General features: G+C 68.5%; 19 protein-coding genes. 7 read left to right on the top strand and 12 right to left on the bottom strand.

Features of this window, described 5'->3' with window-relative positions; genetic code table 11:
- Window positions 1–146: 146 nt before the first annotated feature.
- The gene (locus AB0B90_RS33280) at window positions 147–1,433 is read left to right on the top strand and encodes a mannosyltransferase family protein (RefSeq protein WP_362926294.1); all 1,287 of its coding nucleotides are present in this window, start codon (window positions 147–149) and stop codon (window positions 1,431–1,433) included.
- A gap of 224 nt (window positions 1,434–1,657) precedes the next feature.
- On the opposite strand, the gene AB0B90_RS33275 is transcribed toward AB0B90_RS33280, so the two are convergent.
- The 4 genes from AB0B90_RS33275 to AB0B90_RS33260 form a co-directional block, all read right to left on the bottom strand.
- Entirely contained in the window at window positions 1,658–2,275 is a 618-nt protein-coding gene (locus AB0B90_RS33275) for a signal protein (RefSeq protein WP_362926293.1), read from the bottom strand.
- A gap of 217 nt (window positions 2,276–2,492) precedes the next feature.
- Entirely contained in the window at window positions 2,493–3,443 is a 951-nt protein-coding gene (gene mltG, locus AB0B90_RS33270; protein ID WP_362926292.1) for an endolytic transglycosylase MltG, read from the bottom strand.
- Window positions 3,440–3,952, bottom strand: coding sequence for a SigE family RNA polymerase sigma factor (locus tag AB0B90_RS33265; protein ID WP_350942257.1), 513 nt, complete (start codon window positions 3,950–3,952; stop codon window positions 3,440–3,442). The genes mltG and AB0B90_RS33265 overlap by 4 nt, the downstream gene beginning before the upstream one ends.
- 117 nt (window positions 3,953–4,069) lie before the next feature.
- Window positions 4,070–4,840, bottom strand: coding sequence for a phosphotransferase (locus AB0B90_RS33260; protein ID WP_362926291.1), 771 nt, complete (start codon window positions 4,838–4,840; stop codon window positions 4,070–4,072).
- Window positions 4,841–5,142: 302 nt separating this feature from the next.
- Between AB0B90_RS33260 and AB0B90_RS33255 the strand changes: the two genes are divergently transcribed.
- Window positions 5,143–5,631, top strand: a complete 489-nt coding sequence (locus AB0B90_RS33255) for an NADAR family protein (protein ID WP_350943534.1) — start codon at window positions 5,143–5,145, stop codon at window positions 5,629–5,631.
- Between the two features lie 60 nt (window positions 5,632–5,691).
- Here the strand turns inward: AB0B90_RS33255 and AB0B90_RS33250 are convergent, their stop codons facing one another.
- Window positions 5,692–6,255, bottom strand: a complete 564-nt coding sequence (locus AB0B90_RS33250; protein ID WP_362926290.1) for a hypothetical protein — start codon at window positions 6,253–6,255, stop codon at window positions 5,692–5,694.
- Between the two features lie 124 nt (window positions 6,256–6,379).
- On the opposite strand from AB0B90_RS33250, the gene AB0B90_RS33245 reads away from it, so the two are divergent.
- Both AB0B90_RS33245 and AB0B90_RS33240 read left to right on the top strand, forming a co-directional pair.
- Window positions 6,380–6,511, top strand: a complete 132-nt coding sequence (locus AB0B90_RS33245) for a hypothetical protein (RefSeq protein WP_350942260.1) — start codon at window positions 6,380–6,382, stop codon at window positions 6,509–6,511.
- A 72-nt stretch (window positions 6,512–6,583) separates the two neighbouring features.
- The gene (locus AB0B90_RS33240; protein ID WP_350942262.1) at window positions 6,584–8,122 is read left to right on the top strand and encodes an MDR family MFS transporter; all 1,539 of its coding nucleotides are present in this window, start codon (window positions 6,584–6,586) and stop codon (window positions 8,120–8,122) included.
- 31 nt (window positions 8,123–8,153) lie between these two features.
- Here AB0B90_RS33240 and abc-f read toward each other — a convergent pair whose 3' ends face one another.
- Complete coding sequence (gene abc-f / locus AB0B90_RS33235; protein WP_350942263.1) at window positions 8,154–9,788, bottom strand: ribosomal protection-like ABC-F family protein; 1,635 nt, start codon at window positions 9,786–9,788, stop codon at window positions 8,154–8,156.
- 484 nt (window positions 9,789–10,272) lie between these two features.
- Between abc-f and AB0B90_RS33230 the strand changes: the two genes are divergently transcribed.
- Window positions 10,273–11,067, top strand: coding sequence for an IclR family transcriptional regulator C-terminal domain-containing protein (locus tag AB0B90_RS33230; RefSeq protein WP_350942265.1), 795 nt, complete (start codon window positions 10,273–10,275; stop codon window positions 11,065–11,067).
- A 176-nt stretch (window positions 11,068–11,243) separates the two neighbouring features.
- On the opposite strand, the gene AB0B90_RS33225 is transcribed toward AB0B90_RS33230, so the two are convergent.
- The 5 genes from AB0B90_RS33225 to AB0B90_RS33205 form a co-directional block, all read right to left on the bottom strand.
- Entirely contained in the window at window positions 11,244–12,197 is a 954-nt protein-coding gene (locus AB0B90_RS33225) for a zinc-binding dehydrogenase (RefSeq protein WP_362926289.1), read from the bottom strand.
- 4 nt (window positions 12,198–12,201) lie between these two features.
- Window positions 12,202–12,564, bottom strand: coding sequence for a hypothetical protein (locus AB0B90_RS33220; protein WP_350942267.1), 363 nt, complete (start codon window positions 12,562–12,564; stop codon window positions 12,202–12,204).
- A complete protein-coding gene (locus AB0B90_RS33215) occupies window positions 12,561–13,424 on the bottom strand; it encodes an extradiol ring-cleavage dioxygenase (protein WP_362926288.1) in 864 nt (287 codons plus the stop codon). Before AB0B90_RS33215 ends, AB0B90_RS33220 begins: the two co-directional genes overlap by 4 nt.
- Before the next feature lie 31 nt (window positions 13,425–13,455).
- A complete protein-coding gene (locus AB0B90_RS33210; RefSeq protein ID WP_362903488.1) occupies window positions 13,456–14,280 on the bottom strand; it encodes a citryl-CoA lyase in 825 nt (274 codons plus the stop codon).
- A 159-nt stretch (window positions 14,281–14,439) separates the two neighbouring features.
- Window positions 14,440–15,651, bottom strand: a complete 1,212-nt coding sequence (locus AB0B90_RS33205) for a CoA transferase (protein ID WP_362926287.1) — start codon at window positions 15,649–15,651, stop codon at window positions 14,440–14,442.
- A gap of 213 nt (window positions 15,652–15,864) precedes the next feature.
- Here AB0B90_RS33205 and AB0B90_RS33200 point away from each other — a divergent pair, with 213 nt between their 5' ends.
- Window positions 15,865–17,325, top strand: a complete 1,461-nt coding sequence (locus AB0B90_RS33200; RefSeq protein ID WP_362926286.1) for an amidohydrolase family protein — start codon at window positions 15,865–15,867, stop codon at window positions 17,323–17,325.
- 169 nt (window positions 17,326–17,494) lie between these two features.
- On the opposite strand, the gene AB0B90_RS33195 is transcribed toward AB0B90_RS33200, so the two are convergent.
- Window positions 17,495–18,073 carry a YdeI/OmpD-associated family protein gene (locus AB0B90_RS33195; protein WP_362926285.1) on the bottom strand — a complete coding sequence of 193 codons (579 nt, stop codon included), beginning with the start codon at window positions 18,071–18,073 and terminating at the stop codon, window positions 17,495–17,497.
- Window positions 18,074–18,153: 80 nt separating this feature from the next.
- Between AB0B90_RS33195 and AB0B90_RS33190 the strand changes: the two genes are divergently transcribed.
- On the top strand, window positions 18,154–19,035 hold the full coding sequence (locus AB0B90_RS33190) for a TIGR01777 family oxidoreductase (protein ID WP_362926284.1): 882 nt from the start codon (window positions 18,154–18,156) through the stop codon (window positions 19,033–19,035).
- Window positions 19,036–19,128 lie beyond the last annotated feature (93 nt).

Here is a 19,128-nt window from a genome sequence, read left to right as displayed (position 1 = left end):
GCGTGGAAGTTTCACGGCGGGGTGGGGCGTCCCGCCACCGGGCGGAAGTGGTTTTCGCAGGAGACGAGCGGGGACGGGCCGGCGCGGAAGGATCATGCTGTGGGCAACCGGTTGCCCGGATTTTGCGGCTATATAAGGATTCTCGCGTGACTGATCGCGCGCCCGCCGGACCGGTGGAGATCACGGAGCCGGAGCGGGAACCGGCTGACGCGGAACCCGGCGCAGGTCCCGGCGAGACGATCGCCGAGACCTCCAGTGAGACGACCGCCGAGACTTCCGACGAGACGACCGGCGAGTCGACCGACGAGGTGGCCGGGCGGCGGTGGGTGCCCAGGTTCCTGACCGACCCCGGCGACCGGCTGGCCCTGCTCCTATGGGCGCTGTCGCACGTCGGTGTGCTGATCTACGCCTACCTGGCCGGCCCTGGCCGGACCACCGACCCCTTCCTCAACCGGTTCACCCGCTGGGACGCCGAGAACTTCATCGCCATCGCCCAGTTCGGCTACGACGGCCCCCCGGGCATGCAGGACGCCGAGAAGCTGCCGGCGTTCTTCCCCGGCATGGCGATACTGATCAGGATGATGCGGCCGGTCGTCGAGGACGGCCGGCTGGCCACGATGATCATCTCGCTGGTGGCCAGCGCGGTGCTCGCGGTGATGCTGTCGCGGCTCGCCGAGACGTACGCGGCAGGCAGCGGCCGGTACACGGTGGCGGCGCTGTTCCTCAGCCCGTTCGCCGTGTTCCTGTACTCCGGCTACTCGGAGGCGCTGTTCCTCGCCCTGGCCGTCTCGGCGTGGCTGTTCGCCAGGAACGGCCGCTGGGAGGACGCCGCGCTGTTGGCCACCGGAGCGGCCACGGTGCGTATCTCCGGCCTGTTCCTGGCCTTCGGTCTGCTCGTCATGTTCCTGGTGGCGGAGAACGGCCGCAAACGCCCGGGCGGGTGGCGCCTGCTGCCCTGGCTCGGGCTCCCCGGTGTGCCGCTCGTGCTGTACAGCTTTTACCAGTGGACCCGCACCGGCGACTGGCTGGCCTACAACTCGGTGCAGGACCGGTTCTGGGGCCGGCACGCCGTCTGGCCGTGGGAGGCGCTCGCCAACACCTGGAGCATGTCCGACGACGTCGCCTCGCTCACCACGTCCTACTACGAGGAGATCATCTCGGCCGCGGTGCTGCTGGTGCTGGCCGTCTGCCTCGCGGTACGGCGCAGGTGGCCGGAGCTCGCGTACATCGCCCCCCAGGTGCTGTCCTTCCTCACCCTGTCGTCGTTCTACATGTCGATCGGCCGGGGGTCGCTGACCTGGTTCCCCCTGTGGATCGCCATCGGCGTCGCGGGGGTGCGAAGACCTTGGGTGTGGCTGGTGAGCATGGCCATCATGATCCCGGTCATGGCGATCAACACCGGGAACTTCACCACCGGCGCGTGGATCGGCTGACACCGCCCTCCGGGCCGGGACTTTTTCAAGTGCCGGCCACCGTCGAAGAGTCGATCCGCATCTTGCGGCGCGGGCAGTGAGAACGCATCCCCTCCGTCGGCGGCCTCATCCAAGAATTCGGCATCGCCCTCCAGCCCGCACAATGCGGACCGCGTTTTCTTGGTTGCAGACGAGGTGATGGTCGCTGGGCTTCATCGACCATTCGTTGAAATATCAGAATGCACTCACGCTTGTGGCGCGGTCTCGACGACGAGTGTGTAATCAACGCCTGTGTGGAAGTCGCCGGCGGATCCGCGAATGGTCAGTGTGTGACGACCGGGCCGCAGTGGCTGGAGCCGCGCCCAGATGCCGCAAGCGTAGGATCTGGTCCTTCCCGCCTCGCCCGTCAGAGGGTTGTCCGCCACCCCGGTCACGATGACGTCGTCGTCCTCCATCCGTTCAAGCGTGACCGGCTCGCCGTCGAGGGTGGCTCCGCCTTCCGCGATGTTCATGAACTCCTCGCATTTCGCCTCGGAGCAGAGCCGATTCACCAGCGGGAACACCATCGGTCGCCCCGCGGGAACCCTGCATGTCCGCTGCGAGGTACCGCCGAAGGTTCCGGCGAGGAACCATACGTCCTCTGGCTGGTTCCGGTCGCAGAACTCCCCGGTCGTGTCCATCACGGGGTTCGTGCTCTCGCCTTCCGAGGCCGCCCAGGTCCACCAACGCCCCTGGATCGTTTCCGCCGACGAGGTCACCGGTTTCGGAGAGGCAATTCTGCCCGCGCCGCTCTCTTGAACCACCCCACAGCCGACGAGAAGACCAGCGGCCAGAAGAAACGGTAGGGCGGCTCTAAAAGACATCCGGGAATCATAGCCCCGAAGCCTTCATGGGATCAGGCGGAGAGCCGTCCCAGGATTCGCGGAAACCGATGGTGTTCGGGCAGAACTCGGCGTGTTCGGTGCCTTCAAAAGTCTCGAGACGAGACCGAGCAGCGACTCCGTCGTCGCGACCCGATGAAGGTACAAAGAGAGGCGGCTTGCCCGATTGGTGAGCCGAGGACTGTGGCGCGGCGCTTCGTCACCCGGTCCCGAGGTTCCTGTCGTATTCCTCGACCAGTTCGAAGAACTCGGATTCGGTGGCGGCGAACTTCGTGATGCCCTTCTTCGGGTCGGTCGTCACGAAGAACAACCAGGGGCCGGCGGCCGGCTTCAGGGCGGCTTCGATGGCGTCGGCGCCCGGGTTGCCGATGGGGCCGGGCGGCAGGCCGCGGTGCGTGTAGGTGTTGTACGGCGACCGGCTCTTGAGATCCTCGTTCGAGGCCCTGATACCGAGTTTGTCCAGGCCGTACAGGACCGTGCTGTCCAACTGCAGATTCATCTCGGGCGTGTGGTTCAGCCGGTTGTAGATGACCTGCGCGATCTTGGGCATGTCGCGCCTGCCGGCCGACTCGGCCTGGACGATGCTGGCGATGGTCAGGATCTCCAGTGGCGTACGGCCGACACGTCTGGCACCGTCCACCAGGTCGCCGTCCTCGGCGGCGCGATTGAAGCGTGTCACCATCGCGGCGAGGATCTCGTCGGCGCTCGACGTGGGCGAGATCTCATAGGTCGCGGGAAAGGCGAATCCTTCCAGCCTGCCCTTGGCGTAGGCGGGAAGGCCGAGCGCCTCACCGTCCTCGGCGGCCCGCTCGAACTCCTTCAGCGGCTTGCCGGTGGCGGTCGACAGATCCTTCAAGACACCGGAGAGCCGCTGTCCTTCGTTCACCGTCACGGTGATCCGGGTCTCCGCACGTGTCTCGCCGGAGCCCTGCCCGGTGAGAACCCCGGGGGTCGCCGTCCGTGAGGACAGACCCTGAACCGCGAGCGTGGATCCGATCGCCAGCACGGCGACGGCTGCTGCCGCCGCCGGCACGAGGCCGCGGCGACGGGATCGGCTCCCGTTGACGTGGAGGAACCGGCCAGGCGGGGGCGGCTGCTCCTCACGGGCCATGTCGGAAAGAGTCTCGCGCAGCAGATCCTCGATGTTCATCCGAACTCCCTTACGGTGCTCAGCTCAGGCGCCGCCTTCTTCAGGCGCTCCAACGACCGGTAAATCTGGCTGCGGACCGATCCCACCCTGAGGCCGAGCAGCCGGGCGATCTCGGTCTCGGACAGGTCCTCGAAGTAACGGAGCACGAGAATGGTCCGCTGCCGGGGTGTCAGCCGGGCGAGAGCCGTACGCATCACCAGGCGAAGGTTCACCATCTCGGCGTGCTCCTCGCCGATCTGGTCGGGCAGCCATCCGGTGGGCACTTCCGCGACACGGGAACGGCGCCGCCACCAGCTCACCTGCTCGTGGTACATGACGCGACGGACGTAGCCCTCGATGGCCGCGGTGTCGCGCAGGCCGCGCCACTTCGCGGCGGTCTTCGCCAGCGCCGACTGCACCAGGTCCTCGGCGGCGTGCCGGTCACCGGTCAGCAGATACGCGGTACGGAACAGCGCCCCTGAGCGATCGATGACGAACTTCCGGAAGTCCGCCTCAAATCCTGGATCCACCTGTCCTCCTCGCGATGTCACCAAGCAAGGACGAGGACAGGGCGTGGATCTATGCCGGCATGACCGAACCGATTCACATCAGAACCGCGACGTTCGGTGGCAGGGCATGCGGCGCCGTCACTCGTCGTCGAAGGCACCGAGCAGGGTGTCGCGGTTCACGTCGAGATAGCGGATGTCGGCCTCGTACAGGTCGGCGTGACCGTCTTCGATGTGGGACAGGAACGCCTCGTGGCCTTGTTCCGCCTGATCGTGCATGAGGTCGATGAGGGCGCGCAACCGGTCGGCGACGGCATCGAGGAGTGTCGTGTCGGCGGGAATGCCGTAGACGCGGCAGAAGCGGGCGGCGCGACGCCCCTGCTCCATGGGGCCGCCGTAGCCGTCGGGGTTGCCCGGTGCGTGCAGGGGGGCGAACCGGTAGGCCGCGTACGCCACGTCCCAGAGGCGCGGGCCCGGGTGCGCGGCGTCGAAGTCGATGAAGCCCACGGCCAGGCCGTCGCGCACCACGCAGTTGTAGGGTGCGACGTCGCCGTGGCAGACGACCTCGACGGGAGAGCGGGCGGGGAGCCACCACCGGTCGCCGGGAGCGGTCGCGAACGTGGCGCCGGCGTCGTGATAGCGGCGCAGCAGCGTGGCCGCCGAGTCGAGGAGTTCGAGGGTACGCAGTTCGGGCGGGAGCGCCTCGTGTACCTCCCCGTGCAGGAAGGTCAGCATCTCCGCGCCGTCGGCGTCGAAGCCCAGCGGCTGGGGGGCGCCGTCGAAGCCCTGCGCGCGTACGTGCCGCAGCAGCCGGTGGATCGTCGGTGATGCCGCCGAGGCCGGTCGGTGGACGACATCGCCGTGCCGGCGCACCACGTTCACGCCGCCGCGCAACTCTTTTCTCTCGGTCATCTCGCACGACCTATGACGAACACGTGGCCTTCCCGGCGCGTCCGGAGGCTGCTGCTCGACGTTTCAACGCCAGGTACGCAGACATTTGGGCAGGCTAGCACTCGTTATCACTTCCCATGGGCCGCGTCGGATCAGGGCGGCGCGCATCCCTGCCGCGGTCACCGGAGGGCTTCACTTTGGAAAGTGGTTGGCGCGGGACACGGGGGGTTTGGGAGGGTGCGTGCATGGCGAAGGCGGTGGAGGCGCGTGATGTGGCGGGGTTGGCCGAGGCGACCCGGGGCGGTGAGCGGATCAAGTATCTGATGTTCTGGGGGCATCGGCCGCCGCGTTCCGGAGGGGTAGGGGCCGGGTGCCTATCGCAGTGGTGGCCGGCGGACTTCGTGGTGGACGGCGTGGTCTACCGTACGGCGGAGCACTTCATGATGGCGGGCAAGGCGCGGCTGTTCGGTGACGAGGAGAGCGCGGCGGCGATCGTGGCGGCCGATCACCCCGGGCAGGTCAAGGATCTCGGACGACGTGTACGGGGCTTCGACGAGGAGAAGTGGACGGCGGCTCGCTTTGACCTGGTGGTTCGCGGCAACTTCGCGAAGTTCGGCCAGAACGCCGATCTGCGGGAGTTCCTGCTGGGCACCGGTGAGCGGGTGCTGGTGGAGGCGAGCCCCGTCGATCGTGTCTGGGGGATCGGACTGGCGGCCGACGACGAACGAGCCGATAAACCGGAGCTGTGGCCGGGGCTGAACCTGCTGGGATTCGCCCTGATGGAGGTGAGGCAGGCCCTTCGGCGATCGTGACGGTGACGATGTGATCGATGCCGACGGTGTCGCTCATGCGGTGGGGAGCGCCGGTCGCCCTCACATATTCGCAGGAGCCAGCCGGGCAGCTCGTTTCGCCATGGAAGGTTGCACCTTCAACACGAGCCGGTAGAGGCCTCGCATTCGAGGCGGGTGCTCCTGCCAGTACGTGAGGGCCCGATGGAGCATCTCTTTTCCACAGACCTCCGCCACCCTGCGGTCCAGTGCGTAGATCTGCTGTCTCATCATGATCGGCATTCCGATCATGATGAAAAATATCAGCGCCACCACGGCGGCGGGGATGGGTGAGCTGAACAGGAAGATCAACGGGGCTGCAACGAGGCCGATCACAGCGCCGAGGCCGAGCGAGGTCGCAGCTGAGACACCTTCCTTACGGACGCGCGTGCGGTCGGATGCCGCGACGGCCCACGCGAGATCTGCGTCCTGTACCTGCCTGGGCAGAGTGTCGAAGCCGGCTCCGATGACGATCAGGGAGTTCTTGCCGCGTCTTTTCAGGATGCAGTCCGCTCCTTGGGGCGGTTCGCCGTGGACCACGTCAGGTGGGTTGATCCCGAACCGCTGGGACAACTCCTCAACGCGAAGACGCAGTTCATCCATGCTCACGGGGCCAGCTTCGCGTAAGGAGATCACATCTCAGTCGCGATCGACACGTCATCTGCGGGGCGTTGTTCGCCGGTGAAAATCGAGTGACATGTCGCACTGTTCGCGGGAATGCTGGGGGCGACCGATGAGTTTTGTCGGTGGTGTGCGTCAAACTCTGCATGACCGCAACGTCTTGCGAGACCTGAGGCTGGGACGCCAGCCCCATGACCGCGTCGTGTTCGACGCCACCGATCTCATCTTCGACAACCCCGATTGAGGAGCCGTGTCCAGCCTCCAGCTCGATTCACCAGCCAAGTCCGCGACCGCTGGTTCAGGTCGCACCCCGCCCGTGATCCGGCTGTTGGTGCTCGCCACATTCGTGGTCATCCTCAACGAAACGATCATGATTAACGCGATCCCGCAGTTGATGGACGCGTTGCACATCAACGAGCAGACCGCGCAGTGGCTCTCGACCGCCTTCATGCTGACCATGGCCGCGGTCATCCCGATCACCGGGTGGTTCCTGCAGCGGGTGTCCACCCGCAGCGCCTACACCGTCGCGATGGGCCTGTTCCTGCTCGGCACGGCGTTGGCCGCCGTCGCGCCGTCGTTCGAGGTGCTGCTGGGCGCCCGCATCGTCCAGGCGTCGGGGACGGCCGTGATGATGCCGCTGCTGATGACCACGTTGATGCAGGTGGTGCCCAGGTCGGAGCGGGGCCGGGTGATGGGCAACGTCAGCCTCGCCATCTCGGTCGCGCCGGCCATGGGTCCGGCGGTCTCGGGAGTGATCCTCAATTTCGGGTCCTGGCGGCTGCTGTTCGCCGTGGTGCTCCCCATCGCCGCCTTGATCACGTGGGGTGGCCTGAGGCAGCTCAAGAACGTCGGGGAGCCCGAGGTCAGCACCATCGACTGGTTGAGCGTGGTGACCGCGGCCGCCGGTTTCGGCGGCCTGGTCTACGGGCTCAGCAGGTTCGAGGGCGGTGACGTCGCCGTCGCCGTCACGACCGTGGCGGCGGGTCTGCTCGCCATTCTCGTCTTCGTCCTCCGCCAGGTGTCGCTGCAGAAGCGCGACATACCGCTGCTGGACCTGCGCACCCTGCGATACCGCACCTATACGGTCGCGCTGATCCTGATGTCGGTGTCCTTCATGGCGATGCTCGGCTCGATGATCCTGCTGCCGCTGTACCTCCAGAACGTCCGTGGGCTCAGCGCCCTGCAGACCGGGCTCCTCGTGATGCCGGGTGGTCTCGCGATGGGTCTGCTCGGTCCGGTCGTCGGCCGTCTGTTCGACCGGTTCGGCGGTCGGGTGCTGGTCGTTCCCGGCGCGATCGGGATCACGCTCGCGCTCACCGGCTTCACCCAGATCACGATGACGATGCCGTTCTGGCAGCTCCTCGGTCTGCACGCGCTGCTGATGGTGAGTCTGGCCCTGGCCTTCACACCGGTGTTCACCCTCGGGCTCGGGGCCGTTCCGCCGCCGCTCTACTCCCACGCCAGCTCGATTCTGAGCACGTTGCAGCAGGTCGCCGCAGCGATGGGTACCGCGCTTGTGATCACCGTGATGAGCGCGCGAGCCGGTGCCCTGAGATCTGAGGGAGCCACGGAGGTGCTCGCCACCCTCGGCGGTATGCGGTTGGCCTTCATCATCGGTGCGGCGCTGTCCGTGATCGTGATCATCACCGCCCTGCTCCTGCCCGCCCGAGCGGACGGTCCCGCCCACGCGGACGGCCACGAGGACAGCCACGCGGACGGTCCCGGCCACGCGGACGGTTTCGCTCAGGAGGGCACCTCCGCCAAGGGGGACGGCTCGGACCAGAAGGACGTCCCTGCCGGAGTGGGCGGCACCGCCGACGAGGTCGAGAAGGTCCGGTCGACGGAGCCGGTGTGACGACGTGGGGGCATGTGCGGGCAGGGACCGTTCAGTCCGTCGGTGGTCCCGTCTCCAGCAGTCGGCCCTCGGAGAGCCGCAGCCAGCGGTCGATCCTGATCTCGGCGAGGAAGCGTTCGTCGTGGCTGACCACGACGAACGCGCCCTCGTAGGCGCTGAGCGCGCTCTCCAGCTGGCCGACGCTGACCAGGTCGAGGTTGTTGGTCGGTTCGTCCAGCAGCAGTAGCTGCGGTGCCGGTTCCGCGTACAGCACGCAGGCCAGGGTGGCGCGCAGGCGCTCACCGCCGGACAGCACCCCGACCGGCAGGTGAGCGCGGGCGCCACGGAACAGGAAGCGGGCGAGCAGGTTCATCCGCTGGTCCTGCGGCATCACGGGGGCGAACGCGGCGAAGTTCTCCGCCACGGTGCGGCCGGGATCGAGCAGGTCCAGTCGTTGGGACAGGTAGGCGACCCGGCCGTCGGCCCGCCTGGCCTGACCGCCCTCCGGTTCGAGGTCACCGTTGATCAGACGCAGCAGGGTGGACTTGCCGGTGCCGTTGGAGCCGGTCAGCGCGATCCGCTCGGGTCCCCGGATCGTCAGGTCGGCTCCCTCTCCCGCGAACACCTCCCGCTCACCGTAGTGGACCCGCATCCCTCTCCCGAGGAAGACCGTGCGTCCCGCGGGGACGTTGGTGCCGGGCAGTTCCAGCGTGATCTTCTGCTCGTCGCGCAGTGCCCGGCCGGCCTCGTCGAGCCGGGCCTTGGCGTCGTTGACCCGCGCCGCGTGGGTCTCGTTCGCCTTTCCCGCCGACTCCTGGGCGTCGCGTTTCATCGTTCCCGCGAAGATCTTCGGCAGGCCGGCGTCCTTGAGGTTGCGGGCGGCGTTGCTCGCCCGGCGTGCCGCCCGCTCGCGGGCCTGCTGCATCTCCCTTTTCTCCCGCTTGACCTCCTGCTCGGCGTTGCGGACGTTCTTCTCCGCGACCTCCCTGGCGGCCCGGACGGACTCCTCGTAGGCGGTGAAGTCACCGCCGTAGGAGCGGACCTCGCCCCGGTCGAGTTCGGCGATGCGGTCCATGCGGTCCAGCAGCGCTCGGTCGTGACTGACGAGCAGCAGGCAGCCGTTCCAGTCTTCCAGCACGTCGTAGAGCTTGTGGCGCGCGTCCAGGTCGAGGTTGTTGGTCGGTTCGTCCAGCAGAAGGACGTCGGGCCGCTTCAGCAGCTGTGCCGCCAGGCCGAGAGAGATGATCTGGCCACCGCTGAGGGTGCGCAGGTGCCGGGTGAAGGGGATCTCCCCGAGGCCGAGCCGGTCCAACTGGGCACGGGTGCGCTCCTCGATGTCCCAGTCGTCGCCGATCGTGGTGAAGTGCTCCTCGTCGGTGTCTCCGGACTCGATGGCGTCCAGGGCCCTGATCACCGGAGCGATCTCCAGGACCTCGGCGACGGTGAGGTCGCCGGTGAGCGGCAGGGTCTGCGGGAGGTAGCCGAGCACGCCCTCGACGGACACACTTCCGCCGCCGGGCCGGTACTCCCCGGCGATCAGCTTGAGCAGCGTGCTCTTCCCCGCGCCGTTCGGTGCGACGAGGCCGGTACGGCCGGCACCCACGGTGAAGGACAGATCCTGGAAGACCGGGGTGTCGTCGGGCCAGGAGAAGGAAAGGTTCGAGCAGATGATGAACGCATCGGACATGCGAGAGACCTCGTATGGGAGGCGGGCGCGCGTCGGAGCCGCCCGGCGGGGATCGATGGGCTGACGACAGAGGTGGCCACGGCGTCGGCGCTCCTACGCGCCCGCCGGTGGCCGATCACTTCCGGTATCACCCGGAGATGTCGTCGTCGCCTATCACGTCTGGTCTCCCTGATTCCCTGTCACTCGTAGCCCAGCATATTGGACGTGAAAGGGTGCGGGCGCGATGCCGTCACCCCGGGTCCCGCGGTCGACGGACGCGCCGGAGAATGGCTACTTGTCCGCCCAGCGAGCGAAGAGGGATGCGGTCGTCGACCGCCGGTCGGGTCGGGGTCACGATACGGCGGGAAGTCGTCTTCGCGGTGCCGCGCTACGTGGACATATAAGCTAGGTGGCGAATATGCCAGGCACTCACATAAATTGTCCGTATGCCGGTCCCCCTGAAGGTGGATCGTCCGGTAACCACCCCATCGTGAGGAGTCCGTCAATGCCGCGGGAAGGCGTCGGACCGGATTTCATCGAGGCACTGGCCCGGGGGTTGGAGGTCGTCACCGCCTTCCAGCCCAACCGGCCGGTGATGTCACTGACCCAGGTGGCCACGGCGACCGGTCTGGCCAGGCCGACCACCCGCCGCATCCTGCTCACCCTCCAGGAGCTGGGTTACGTGCGTTCGTGCGAGGGAGGGTTCGCGCTCACCCCTCGGGTGCTGGACCTGGGGGTGGCCTACGTGCGTTCGATGGGGTTGTGGGACGTCGCCCGCCCGCACCTGGAAAGGCTCGTCGCCCGTACGGGTGAGTCGTGCTCGATCGCCCAGCTCGACGGCTCCGACATCGTCTACGTGGCACGGGTCGCGGTTCCCAAGATCGTGGGCCTGGCCGTGCAGATCGGCACCCGGTTTCCGGCGCAGGCGACGTCGCTGGGCAAGGTCTGCCTGGCCGCGCTCACCCCCGAGGAGGTGGAGCGCGTGCTGGCCGAGCCGTCCCGTTCCGGCATCGAACCGCGGCGGATCGGCCGCGAGGAGCTGGCCGCCGAGCTGCGCGAGGTCCGCGCGCGCGGTTGGGCGTTCACCGACGAGCAACTCGCGCCGGGGATCCGTTCGGTCGCCGCGCCGCTGCGTGACGGGTCAGGACGCGTGATCGCCGGGATCAACGTGAACAGCCACGCCGCGGAGACCTCGCTGGAACGGCTCCTGGAGGAGCACCTTCCTCCGCTGCTCCAGACCGCCGGTGAGATCAGCGCGGACTTCGCCCGGCTGGAGACGGTGCCTCACGTGACCCGGTGACCCGGTGGTGCCCCGCGTGACCCGGACCCGGACCTGGACCTGGACCCGGATTCGGCCCCGGACGATCGTGTCCTGACCGTTCGTCCGGGGTTGTCGGGTCGATCAGGGCGTTCCGGAGTCGTCCGGGCTGTCTTGACCGTCCGGGCCGTCCGGGCCGTCCGGGCCGTCCGGGGCGTTCAGGGGATGAGGACGATGCGGCCGGTCGCGGTGCCCTCGCGTTGGCGCCGCCACGCCTCCTCCGCGTCCCGCAGCGGCAGGCTCTCGTGGGTGACGGACAGGTTGCCGAGCAGGGCCTGTTCGGAGATGAGCGCGAGCGAGGCGGCGCGCTGCTCCGGGGTCAGCTCGTTGTTGGTGTAGCCGAGCAGACGCAGTGATTTTCCGCGGAGGGTGGCCGAGTCGATCGGGCAGGTCTCGCTCGCCGAGCTGCCGAGGTTGACCAGCCTGCCGCCGGGACGCAGCGTGCGCGCGGCGGCCGCGGCCGGTACGCCGAACAGCGGGTCGAGCACCAGGTCGATTGGTCCGTCGGCGACGGCGGCGAAGCGCGCGGCCAGTTCGGCGACGTCCTCGGTGTCGAGCGTGACGACGGCGTCGGCACCGGCCAGCTCGGCCCGTTCCCTGGCGGCGGCGGACCGCGCGCCCGCGACGACCCTGCGGGCACCGGCGAGGCGGGCGAGCTGGACGGCCGCCTGGCCGACCACGCCACCGGCGCCGAGCACCAGGACCTGTTCTCCGGCGACCAGCTCACCGCGCCAGGTCAGCGCCTGGTGCGCGGCGATGGCCGACAGTCCCAGGGCGGCGATCGCCACCGGGTCGACTCCCGAGGGAAGTCTCACCAGACTGCCCTCGGGGACGCGGGCGACCTCGGCCATGCTCCCGTCCCCGGGGGCCATCCCCGCCGAGGTCGCGAACCACACCGGTTCGCCCTCGACGGTCCCGACCCCCTGCACACCCGGCACGTACGGGGTCCGTGGCCTGCCGAAGTAGGACGTGCCGCTCGCGCACAGCAGGTCGAGCGGGGTGACGGGGGCGGCCGTCACCTTGATCAGCGTCTCGCCCCGGACGGCCTCGGGCGCGTCCCGCTCGACCGGCACCGGGGGCCGGCCGGGTTCTTGGATCTCTATGGCGCGCATGGGCTCAGGTGGCGATGTCGGGATAGGGGAGCGCGAAGTGCGCGAGCCGTTGGGCGTACTGGAGCTGGAAACCGAGTGGCTCGTCGTGGTCGCGTTCGAACATCGCGATGAAGAGGGTGAGGGTGAGGAACGGGTGCGCCCCGAGTTCGAACAGCTTGGTGTAGTCGTGTTCGGTGAGCGCGGCGCGTTCGGTGTCGTCGAAGGAGAGCCAGGTGCTCGACTCGCCGTCGATGCAGTTGAGGATGCGGTTGGCCTGTTCTCTCTCCCACCACTCCACGGTGCCCCGGGGGTCCTCGCGGTAGCGTTCGACGAGTTCGGGGTCGCGGTCGACGGTGTAGAGGAACTTGTTCAGCAGGTACTTGCTCACTGGCCGACTCCGTTCGGGTACCAGGTGAAGTATGCCTCCATGGTGTGGAACAGGTCATAGGTGTCGACGTAGTCGGCCTTCTTGCCCTCGCCCGCGACGCCCATCATCAGCATGAAGTCCATGAAGCCGTGAGTGGCGTTGCCCGGCGCGTGCAGGCTGTCCAGCGTCACCTCCGACAGGCAGCCCTCAAGGTCACCGGTCGAGATCCATTCCACGGCACGCCGGTCGAACTCCGGGTCGGGGCCGTGGGGGCCGAACTGCCGGGGGCCGCCCAGCTCCAGCGAGAGGTGCCCGGTGCCGATCACGGCGACCCTCATGTCCTGCGGCCAGGACTCCACCAGCTCGCGGATCGTCTTCCCGAGCTGTACGAAGCGCTTGGGCCTCGGGAGCGGAGGGGCGAAGATGTTGGTGTAGATCGGCACGATCGGCAGGTCGTTCTGCGGGCGCAGCGTGATGATCGGGCACGTGATCGAGTGGTCGATCCGCAGCTCGTTGGAGAACGCGAGGTCGAATCCCGCGTCCATGCCCTCGCGCAGCAGGTAGGCAGAGAGGTCCTCCTGGCCTCTGAGCAGCATGCGCGGCAGCCCGAACTCGCGTTCCTCGTTGTAGAAGTTGGCGTCGTAGAACGGCGCCTTGCCGATGAGGAACTGCGGCATGTTGTCCAGCCACAGCTGGTGGAAGTGGTCGGAGCCCACCATCACCAGCACGTCGGGACGCGCCTTGGTCAGGGTCTCGCGGAACGCCTCGACCTTGCGTACCCACTCGTCGGCGAACTCCGGGCGGTCGGCACCCGTCGCGGTGCTCGCCCGGTAGTAGAACGGGTGGTGCGTGGACGCGATCACCGCGACCAGCTCGGCCATGGGAACTCCTTGTCGTGCGGGGTGGGGGAGGTCAGGAAAGATCTTCCGGGGTGTACGGCACGGGCTCGACGGGCCGGTTGTTGAGGTCCACCGAGAGGAAGATGTCGTTGCCGACCGGGTTGCGTATCTCCTCGGCGAGCTGCCCGATCAGCCCGGCGGTCCTGGCGAGCAGGGCGAACCCGCGCAGCAGCTCCAGCGGCAGGCCCAGGTCGGCGAGCGCGGCGCCGCACACCCCGGCCCCGTTCAGCGGCAGCGTCCGGCCGAGCACCTGCGGATGCACCCGGCCGATCGCGGCGAACAGCGACAGGTGCGGCCCGAACAGATCCTCCTCGGTGGCGATCTCCATCAGCCGGGGGGTGCGCGGGTCGCCCTCCTTGTGGACGTGATGGCCGAGCCCGGGGACGAACTTCCCGGCGGCGCGCCGCTCCTGGACGGTCTTCAGGGCGAGGGCGTCCCAGCCGTCGTCGCCCTCCGGGAGATCGCCGTCGACCGAGGTCAGCACGTCGTGCAGGAAGCGGCCGGTGTCCTCGGTGACGCCGAGGAACCTCGACCCGCCGCCCAGCAGGCCCGCCGCGAGCGCGCCCTGCACCGAGTCCGGTGCGGACAGGTAGGTGAGGCGGGTGACGATCGCGGTCGGGGTGAAGCCGTGGTCGGCGAGTGCGGCCAGGACGGCCTCGAACACCCGCACCTCGCCGCGCTCCGGCCGCCGCTGGGTCGCCAGCCAGAAGGCCAGCTCGCCGAATCCGACCTCGCCCATGACGTCGGCCGCCAGGTCGTGGCCGAGCAGGGTGATCTTCTTGAGGCTGGAGGCGCCGAGCGCGGTCGGGTACTCGGGACGGTCGATCCGTTCGGTCACGGTCGTTCTCCTTGGCGTCTCGCGTGGTTCGGTGCCGTGCTCGTCCGGTGCGGTCACGGTCGTTCTCCGTCGCGGGCGTCTCGCGTGGTTCGGCGCTGTGCCGGTCCGGTGCGGTCACGGTCGTCCTCCGTCGGGAACGTCTCGCGCGACTCGTCGGGCTCAGTCACGGTCGTTATCCTTCGCGAGCCATTCACGCAGCTCAGCGCCGTGCTCGTCCAGTTCGGGCGGTGGTAGCCGGTAGCCGGCCGGGGTCCGCGAGAACCTGATGGGATGCCGCGTCGTCGGCACCGCCCGATCGTCCTCGCCGACCTCCACGATCGGGTCGAGCCCGAAGCGCTCGGCCATCGCGAACCCGCCGTCGATGGTGTTGATCGGGCCGCTGGGCACCCCGGCCTCCACCAGCAGGTCGAACCACTCGACCGCGCCCCGCGCGGCGAGTCGCTCGACGAGGATCGGACGCAGCTCGTCACGGCGTTCGGTGCGGTCGGCGTTGCGGGCGAACCGGGGGTCGTCGGCGATCTCCGGGATGCCCAGGACCTCGCACAGTCTGCGGAACTGGCCGTCGTTGGCGGCGGTGACGATCAGGTCGTTGTCGGCGGTCGGCAGCGGCTCGTACGGGAACACGCTGGGGTGGGCGTTGCCCATCCTGAAGGGGATCTCCCCGCCGGCGACGTAGGCGGAGCTGTGGTTGACCAGCCCGGTCAGCGCCGACGACAGGAGGTTCACCTCGACGTGCTGTCCCTGGCCGGTCGCGTCCCGGTGGCGCAGCGCGGCGAGGATGCCGATCACCGCGTGGTTGCCGGCCATCACGTCGAACACGGAGATCCCCGCGCGGTAGGGCGGCCCGTCCGGGTCCCCGGTGAGGCTCATCAGGCCGGAGATCGCCTGCACCATCAGGTCGTATCCGGGCACGTGGCGTCCCTCGCCGGAGCCGAAGCCGCTGATCGAGCCGTAGATCACGCCCGGGTTGGCCGCGCGGACGCTGTCGTAGTCGAGGCCGTACTTGGCGAGCCCGCCGGGCTTGAAGTTCTCCACCACCACGTCCGCCCTGCGGGCCAGCTCGCGGGCGAGTCCGGCGTCGGTCTCGTCGCGCAGGTTCAGTGCGATCGAACGCTTGCCGCGGTTCACGCCCAGGTAGTAGGTGGACACGTCACCGCGTACCGGTGGCGTCCACGAGCGCGTGTCGTCGCCACCGGGGCCCTCGACCTTCACCACCTCGGCGCCCAGGTCGGCGAGCAGCATGGTGGCGTACGGCCCGGCCAGCACCCGTGAGAAGTCCGCGACCAGCACCCCCGACAGCGGACCCGGCGGCGCCGCCGACGGTGTCTCCGACGGCCCGCCGGTGCTCTCGTCCGGCGACGCAGCGCTCACTGACACCCAACCCCTCTCGTTGGTCCGCTCAATGGACATATGTCCGCTAACTCGATTCTGGCCAATTTACGTCATCCGTCAAGCGAGCCGCGCACGGAAACGATCTGTTGACAGCCGCAGCGTGAGGCACGACAGTACGGAGAAACATATTGACCGTAAGACGGACACACGTCCGGTCAGGTGATCTGGTATGTGCGGTAAGGAGTTCTGGTCATGAGCGAGCGGATTCGGTTCGAGCCAGGCCGGCCGGTGGTGCTGCGCGGAGGCACGGTGCTGCCGATGGACGACGGGCGCCGGGTTCTCACCGGCACCGACGTCCTCGTCGTCGGCGACCGGATCGCGGCCGTCGGGCCCGAGCTGCCCGTTCCCGAGGGCACCGCCGAGATCGACGCGACCGACGGCATCGTGATGCCCGGAATGATCGACACCCACCGGCACATGTGGCAGACCGCGATGCGCGGCTACGGCGCCGACTGGACCCTGACCCAGTACTTCATCTGGTACTACCTCGAACACGGCAAACTCTTCAGGCCCGAGGACGTCCACGCCGGCAACGTGCTGGCCGCGATCGAGGCGATCGACGCGGGCGTCACGACCGTCGTCGACTGGTCACACGGCCTGCAGACGGTGGACCACGCCGACGCCGCCGTGGACGCGCTGCGCTCGGTGCCCGGCCGGTTCGTCCTGGCGTACGGCAACATCCAGCAGGCGCCGGCCGAATGGACCGCCGCGCCGGAGTTCCGGGACTTCGTCCGGCGGCGGATCACCGGGGACGACATGCTCGGCTTCCAGCTCGCCTTCGACGTCACCGGCGACCCGTCCTTCCCCGAGCGGCCCGCCTTCGAGGTCGCCCGCGAACTCGGCGTCGCGGTCACCACCCACGCCGGCGTGTGGGGCGCCACCAGCGACGACGGCATCCGGCTCATGTACGACCACGGCTTCATGGGGGCCGAGACGGTGTACGTCCACGCCGCCTCGCTCTCCGCGGACTCCTACCACCGCATCGCGGCCACCGGCGGCTCCATCTCGATCTCCACCGAGAGCGAGCAGAGCGCGGGCCAGGGCTATCCGCCCACCTGGGCCATCCGGGCGCACGGCATCCCGGTCTCGCTCTCGATGGACACCAGCGTCTGGTGGAGCGGCGATCTCTTCTCCGCGATGCGCACCACGCTCGGCGCCGACCGTTCCCGCGAGCACATGGAGGCCCACGCCAAGGGGGACACCGTCACGCACTGCAACCTGCGTGCCGACCAGGTCGTGGACTGGGCCACCCGAGGCGGTGCGCGCGCCCTCGGCCGCGACGACGAGCTCGGTGCCCTGGAGGTGGGCCGCAAGGCCGACATCGTCCTGATCAAGAACGAGCACTCACCGGTCTCGTTCCCGATGCTCAACCCCTACGGCCACGTCGCGTTCCAGGCGCAGCGCGGCGACGTGCACACCGTCCTCGTCGACGGCCGCGTCGTGAAGCACGAGCACCGCCTGCTCGGCATCGACCTGGCCGCCGCCCGCCGGCAGGTCGAGCGGACCGTCGACCACCTGCGGACGACGATGGGAGAGGAGGCGTGGCGGCAGGGCATGAACCCCGACGTCCCCCAGACCACCCTCCTCGACAATCCGTACACCTACACCGACTACCACAGCGACGTGACCCACTCCCTGCGGGAGTCCGAGTAGCGCCACCGCGATCCGGTCGGGTCACCGCGGGGTCCGGGAGTGACGGAGGGGGTCACTCCCGGAGGGGGCGTGTCGCTCAAGGGTGGGACGAATCCGATGATTTCCCGCTACCCGAATATCGGCGAGAGGTGAATGGATTCGGGCGGTGACCAGGGTTGATAACGATTATTTATCGCGTTTTTTCGCTCTTTGCGAGAGTTTCGAGGATTTTGTCGAGACGGACCTTCCTGTTCTCCGGTGTGAGCGCCTGGAGCAACGGCAGGATCACCAGGTAACGCCCGGTCTTGTCGAGCGCCTCGAACGCCTTCCTGGCATCCGGATCCGCGTCCAGCGCCGCCGCGAGATCGGGGGGCACCGTCGCGGTCTTCTGTGACTCGTACGCCACCGCCCACCGCCCGTCCTCCTGCGCCTTGCGCACCTCGGCGAGGCCGGGCTCGCGCATCCGTCCCTCGGCGGTCAGCATCGCGACCTTGTCGACGTTCACCTGCGACCACAGGCTCCTGGGGCGGCGCGGCACGTACTTCTGCAGGTAGTACCGCTCGTCGAGAGACAGTCGCTGCCCCGATATCCAGCCGTAGCACAATCCGACATCGACCAGCTCGTCGGAAGTGACCGTTGGAATACCCGTTTTCTTCTTGGCCAATTTGACCCACAGGCCCTCGTGGCGTGTGTGATTCTCGGCAAGCCAGCTCTCGAACGCCTCGGCGTCCGGGAAGGCGATGATTTCCACTCCGTCGCGCTCATCCATATGGATCAGGTTATCGCCCCCGCTGTCGGTCTCGGTGCCGTATTGACGCGCGACAATGCGGGCGAAGTAATGTGGTTCATATGCTGATCGTCGTCGCGGGATCAACCGGTCTTATCGGCAGGGCAATCGTTTCCGAGCTTCGCGAAGCGGGCCACAAGGTGCGCAGACTCGTACGACGCGAACCGGCGGCGCAGGACGAGCACCGATGGGATCCACCGTCCGGCACGATTCCGCGAGACGCGTTCGACGGCGTCGACGCCGTGATCAACCTGTGTGGCTCGTCGGTCCAGGGGCGCTGGAACGCGGAGCGGAAGCGACGCATCCGTGCCAGCCGCATCGAGCCTGCCAGGACGCTCGCCGAAGCCGTCGCCGAGTACGGCATCCCCACCCTGCTCAACGCGTCCAGCCTGAGCTTCTACGGCAACACCGGAGACGACGTCGCCGACGAGACGTCGGGCCTGGGCCGCGGCTTCCTCGCCGAGATGGTCGTCGACTGGGAGGCCGCGACCACGGTGGCGCGCGACGCGGGCAGCCGGGTCGTGCTGCTGCGCACCGGCCTCGTACTGTCGTCCGACGGCGGCCTGCTCAGCCTGCTCAGGCCGCCGATCCGGCTCGGAGTGGGCGGGCGACTCGGCGACGGCAGGCAGTACGTGGCGTGGATCAGCCTGCCGGACGAGGTCGCCGCCATCCGCTTCCTCCTGGAGAACCCGGACATCTCCGGACCGGTGAATCTGTGCGCGCCGGAACCCGTCACCAACGGCGAGTTCACCAAGGCGCTGGGCCGGGCACTCCAGCGGCCCGTGTATCTGCCGATACCGAAGGCGGTGGTGCGTGCCGTGCTCGGGGAGTCGGCCGACGAGCTGGCGCTCATCAGCTTGCGCGCGGTTCCGCGGGTCCTGTGCGAGGCGGGCTTCACGTTCCGGCACGTCGATTTCGACGCCGCGCTCGCGGACGTCCTGTGAGACGCGGGGCGTCCGGCCTCCGGTGGGACGCCGGGCTTGTCGGCCTCCCGTGAGATGCCGGGCTTGCCGGCCTCCGGCGGGGCATCGGGCTCG

It is taken from the genome of Streptosporangium sp. NPDC049078 (genome assembly GCF_040648855.1).
Lineage (GTDB): Bacteria > Actinomycetota > Actinomycetes > Streptosporangiales > Streptosporangiaceae > Streptosporangium.
This window is presented reverse-complemented; position numbering and strand designations above follow the sequence as displayed.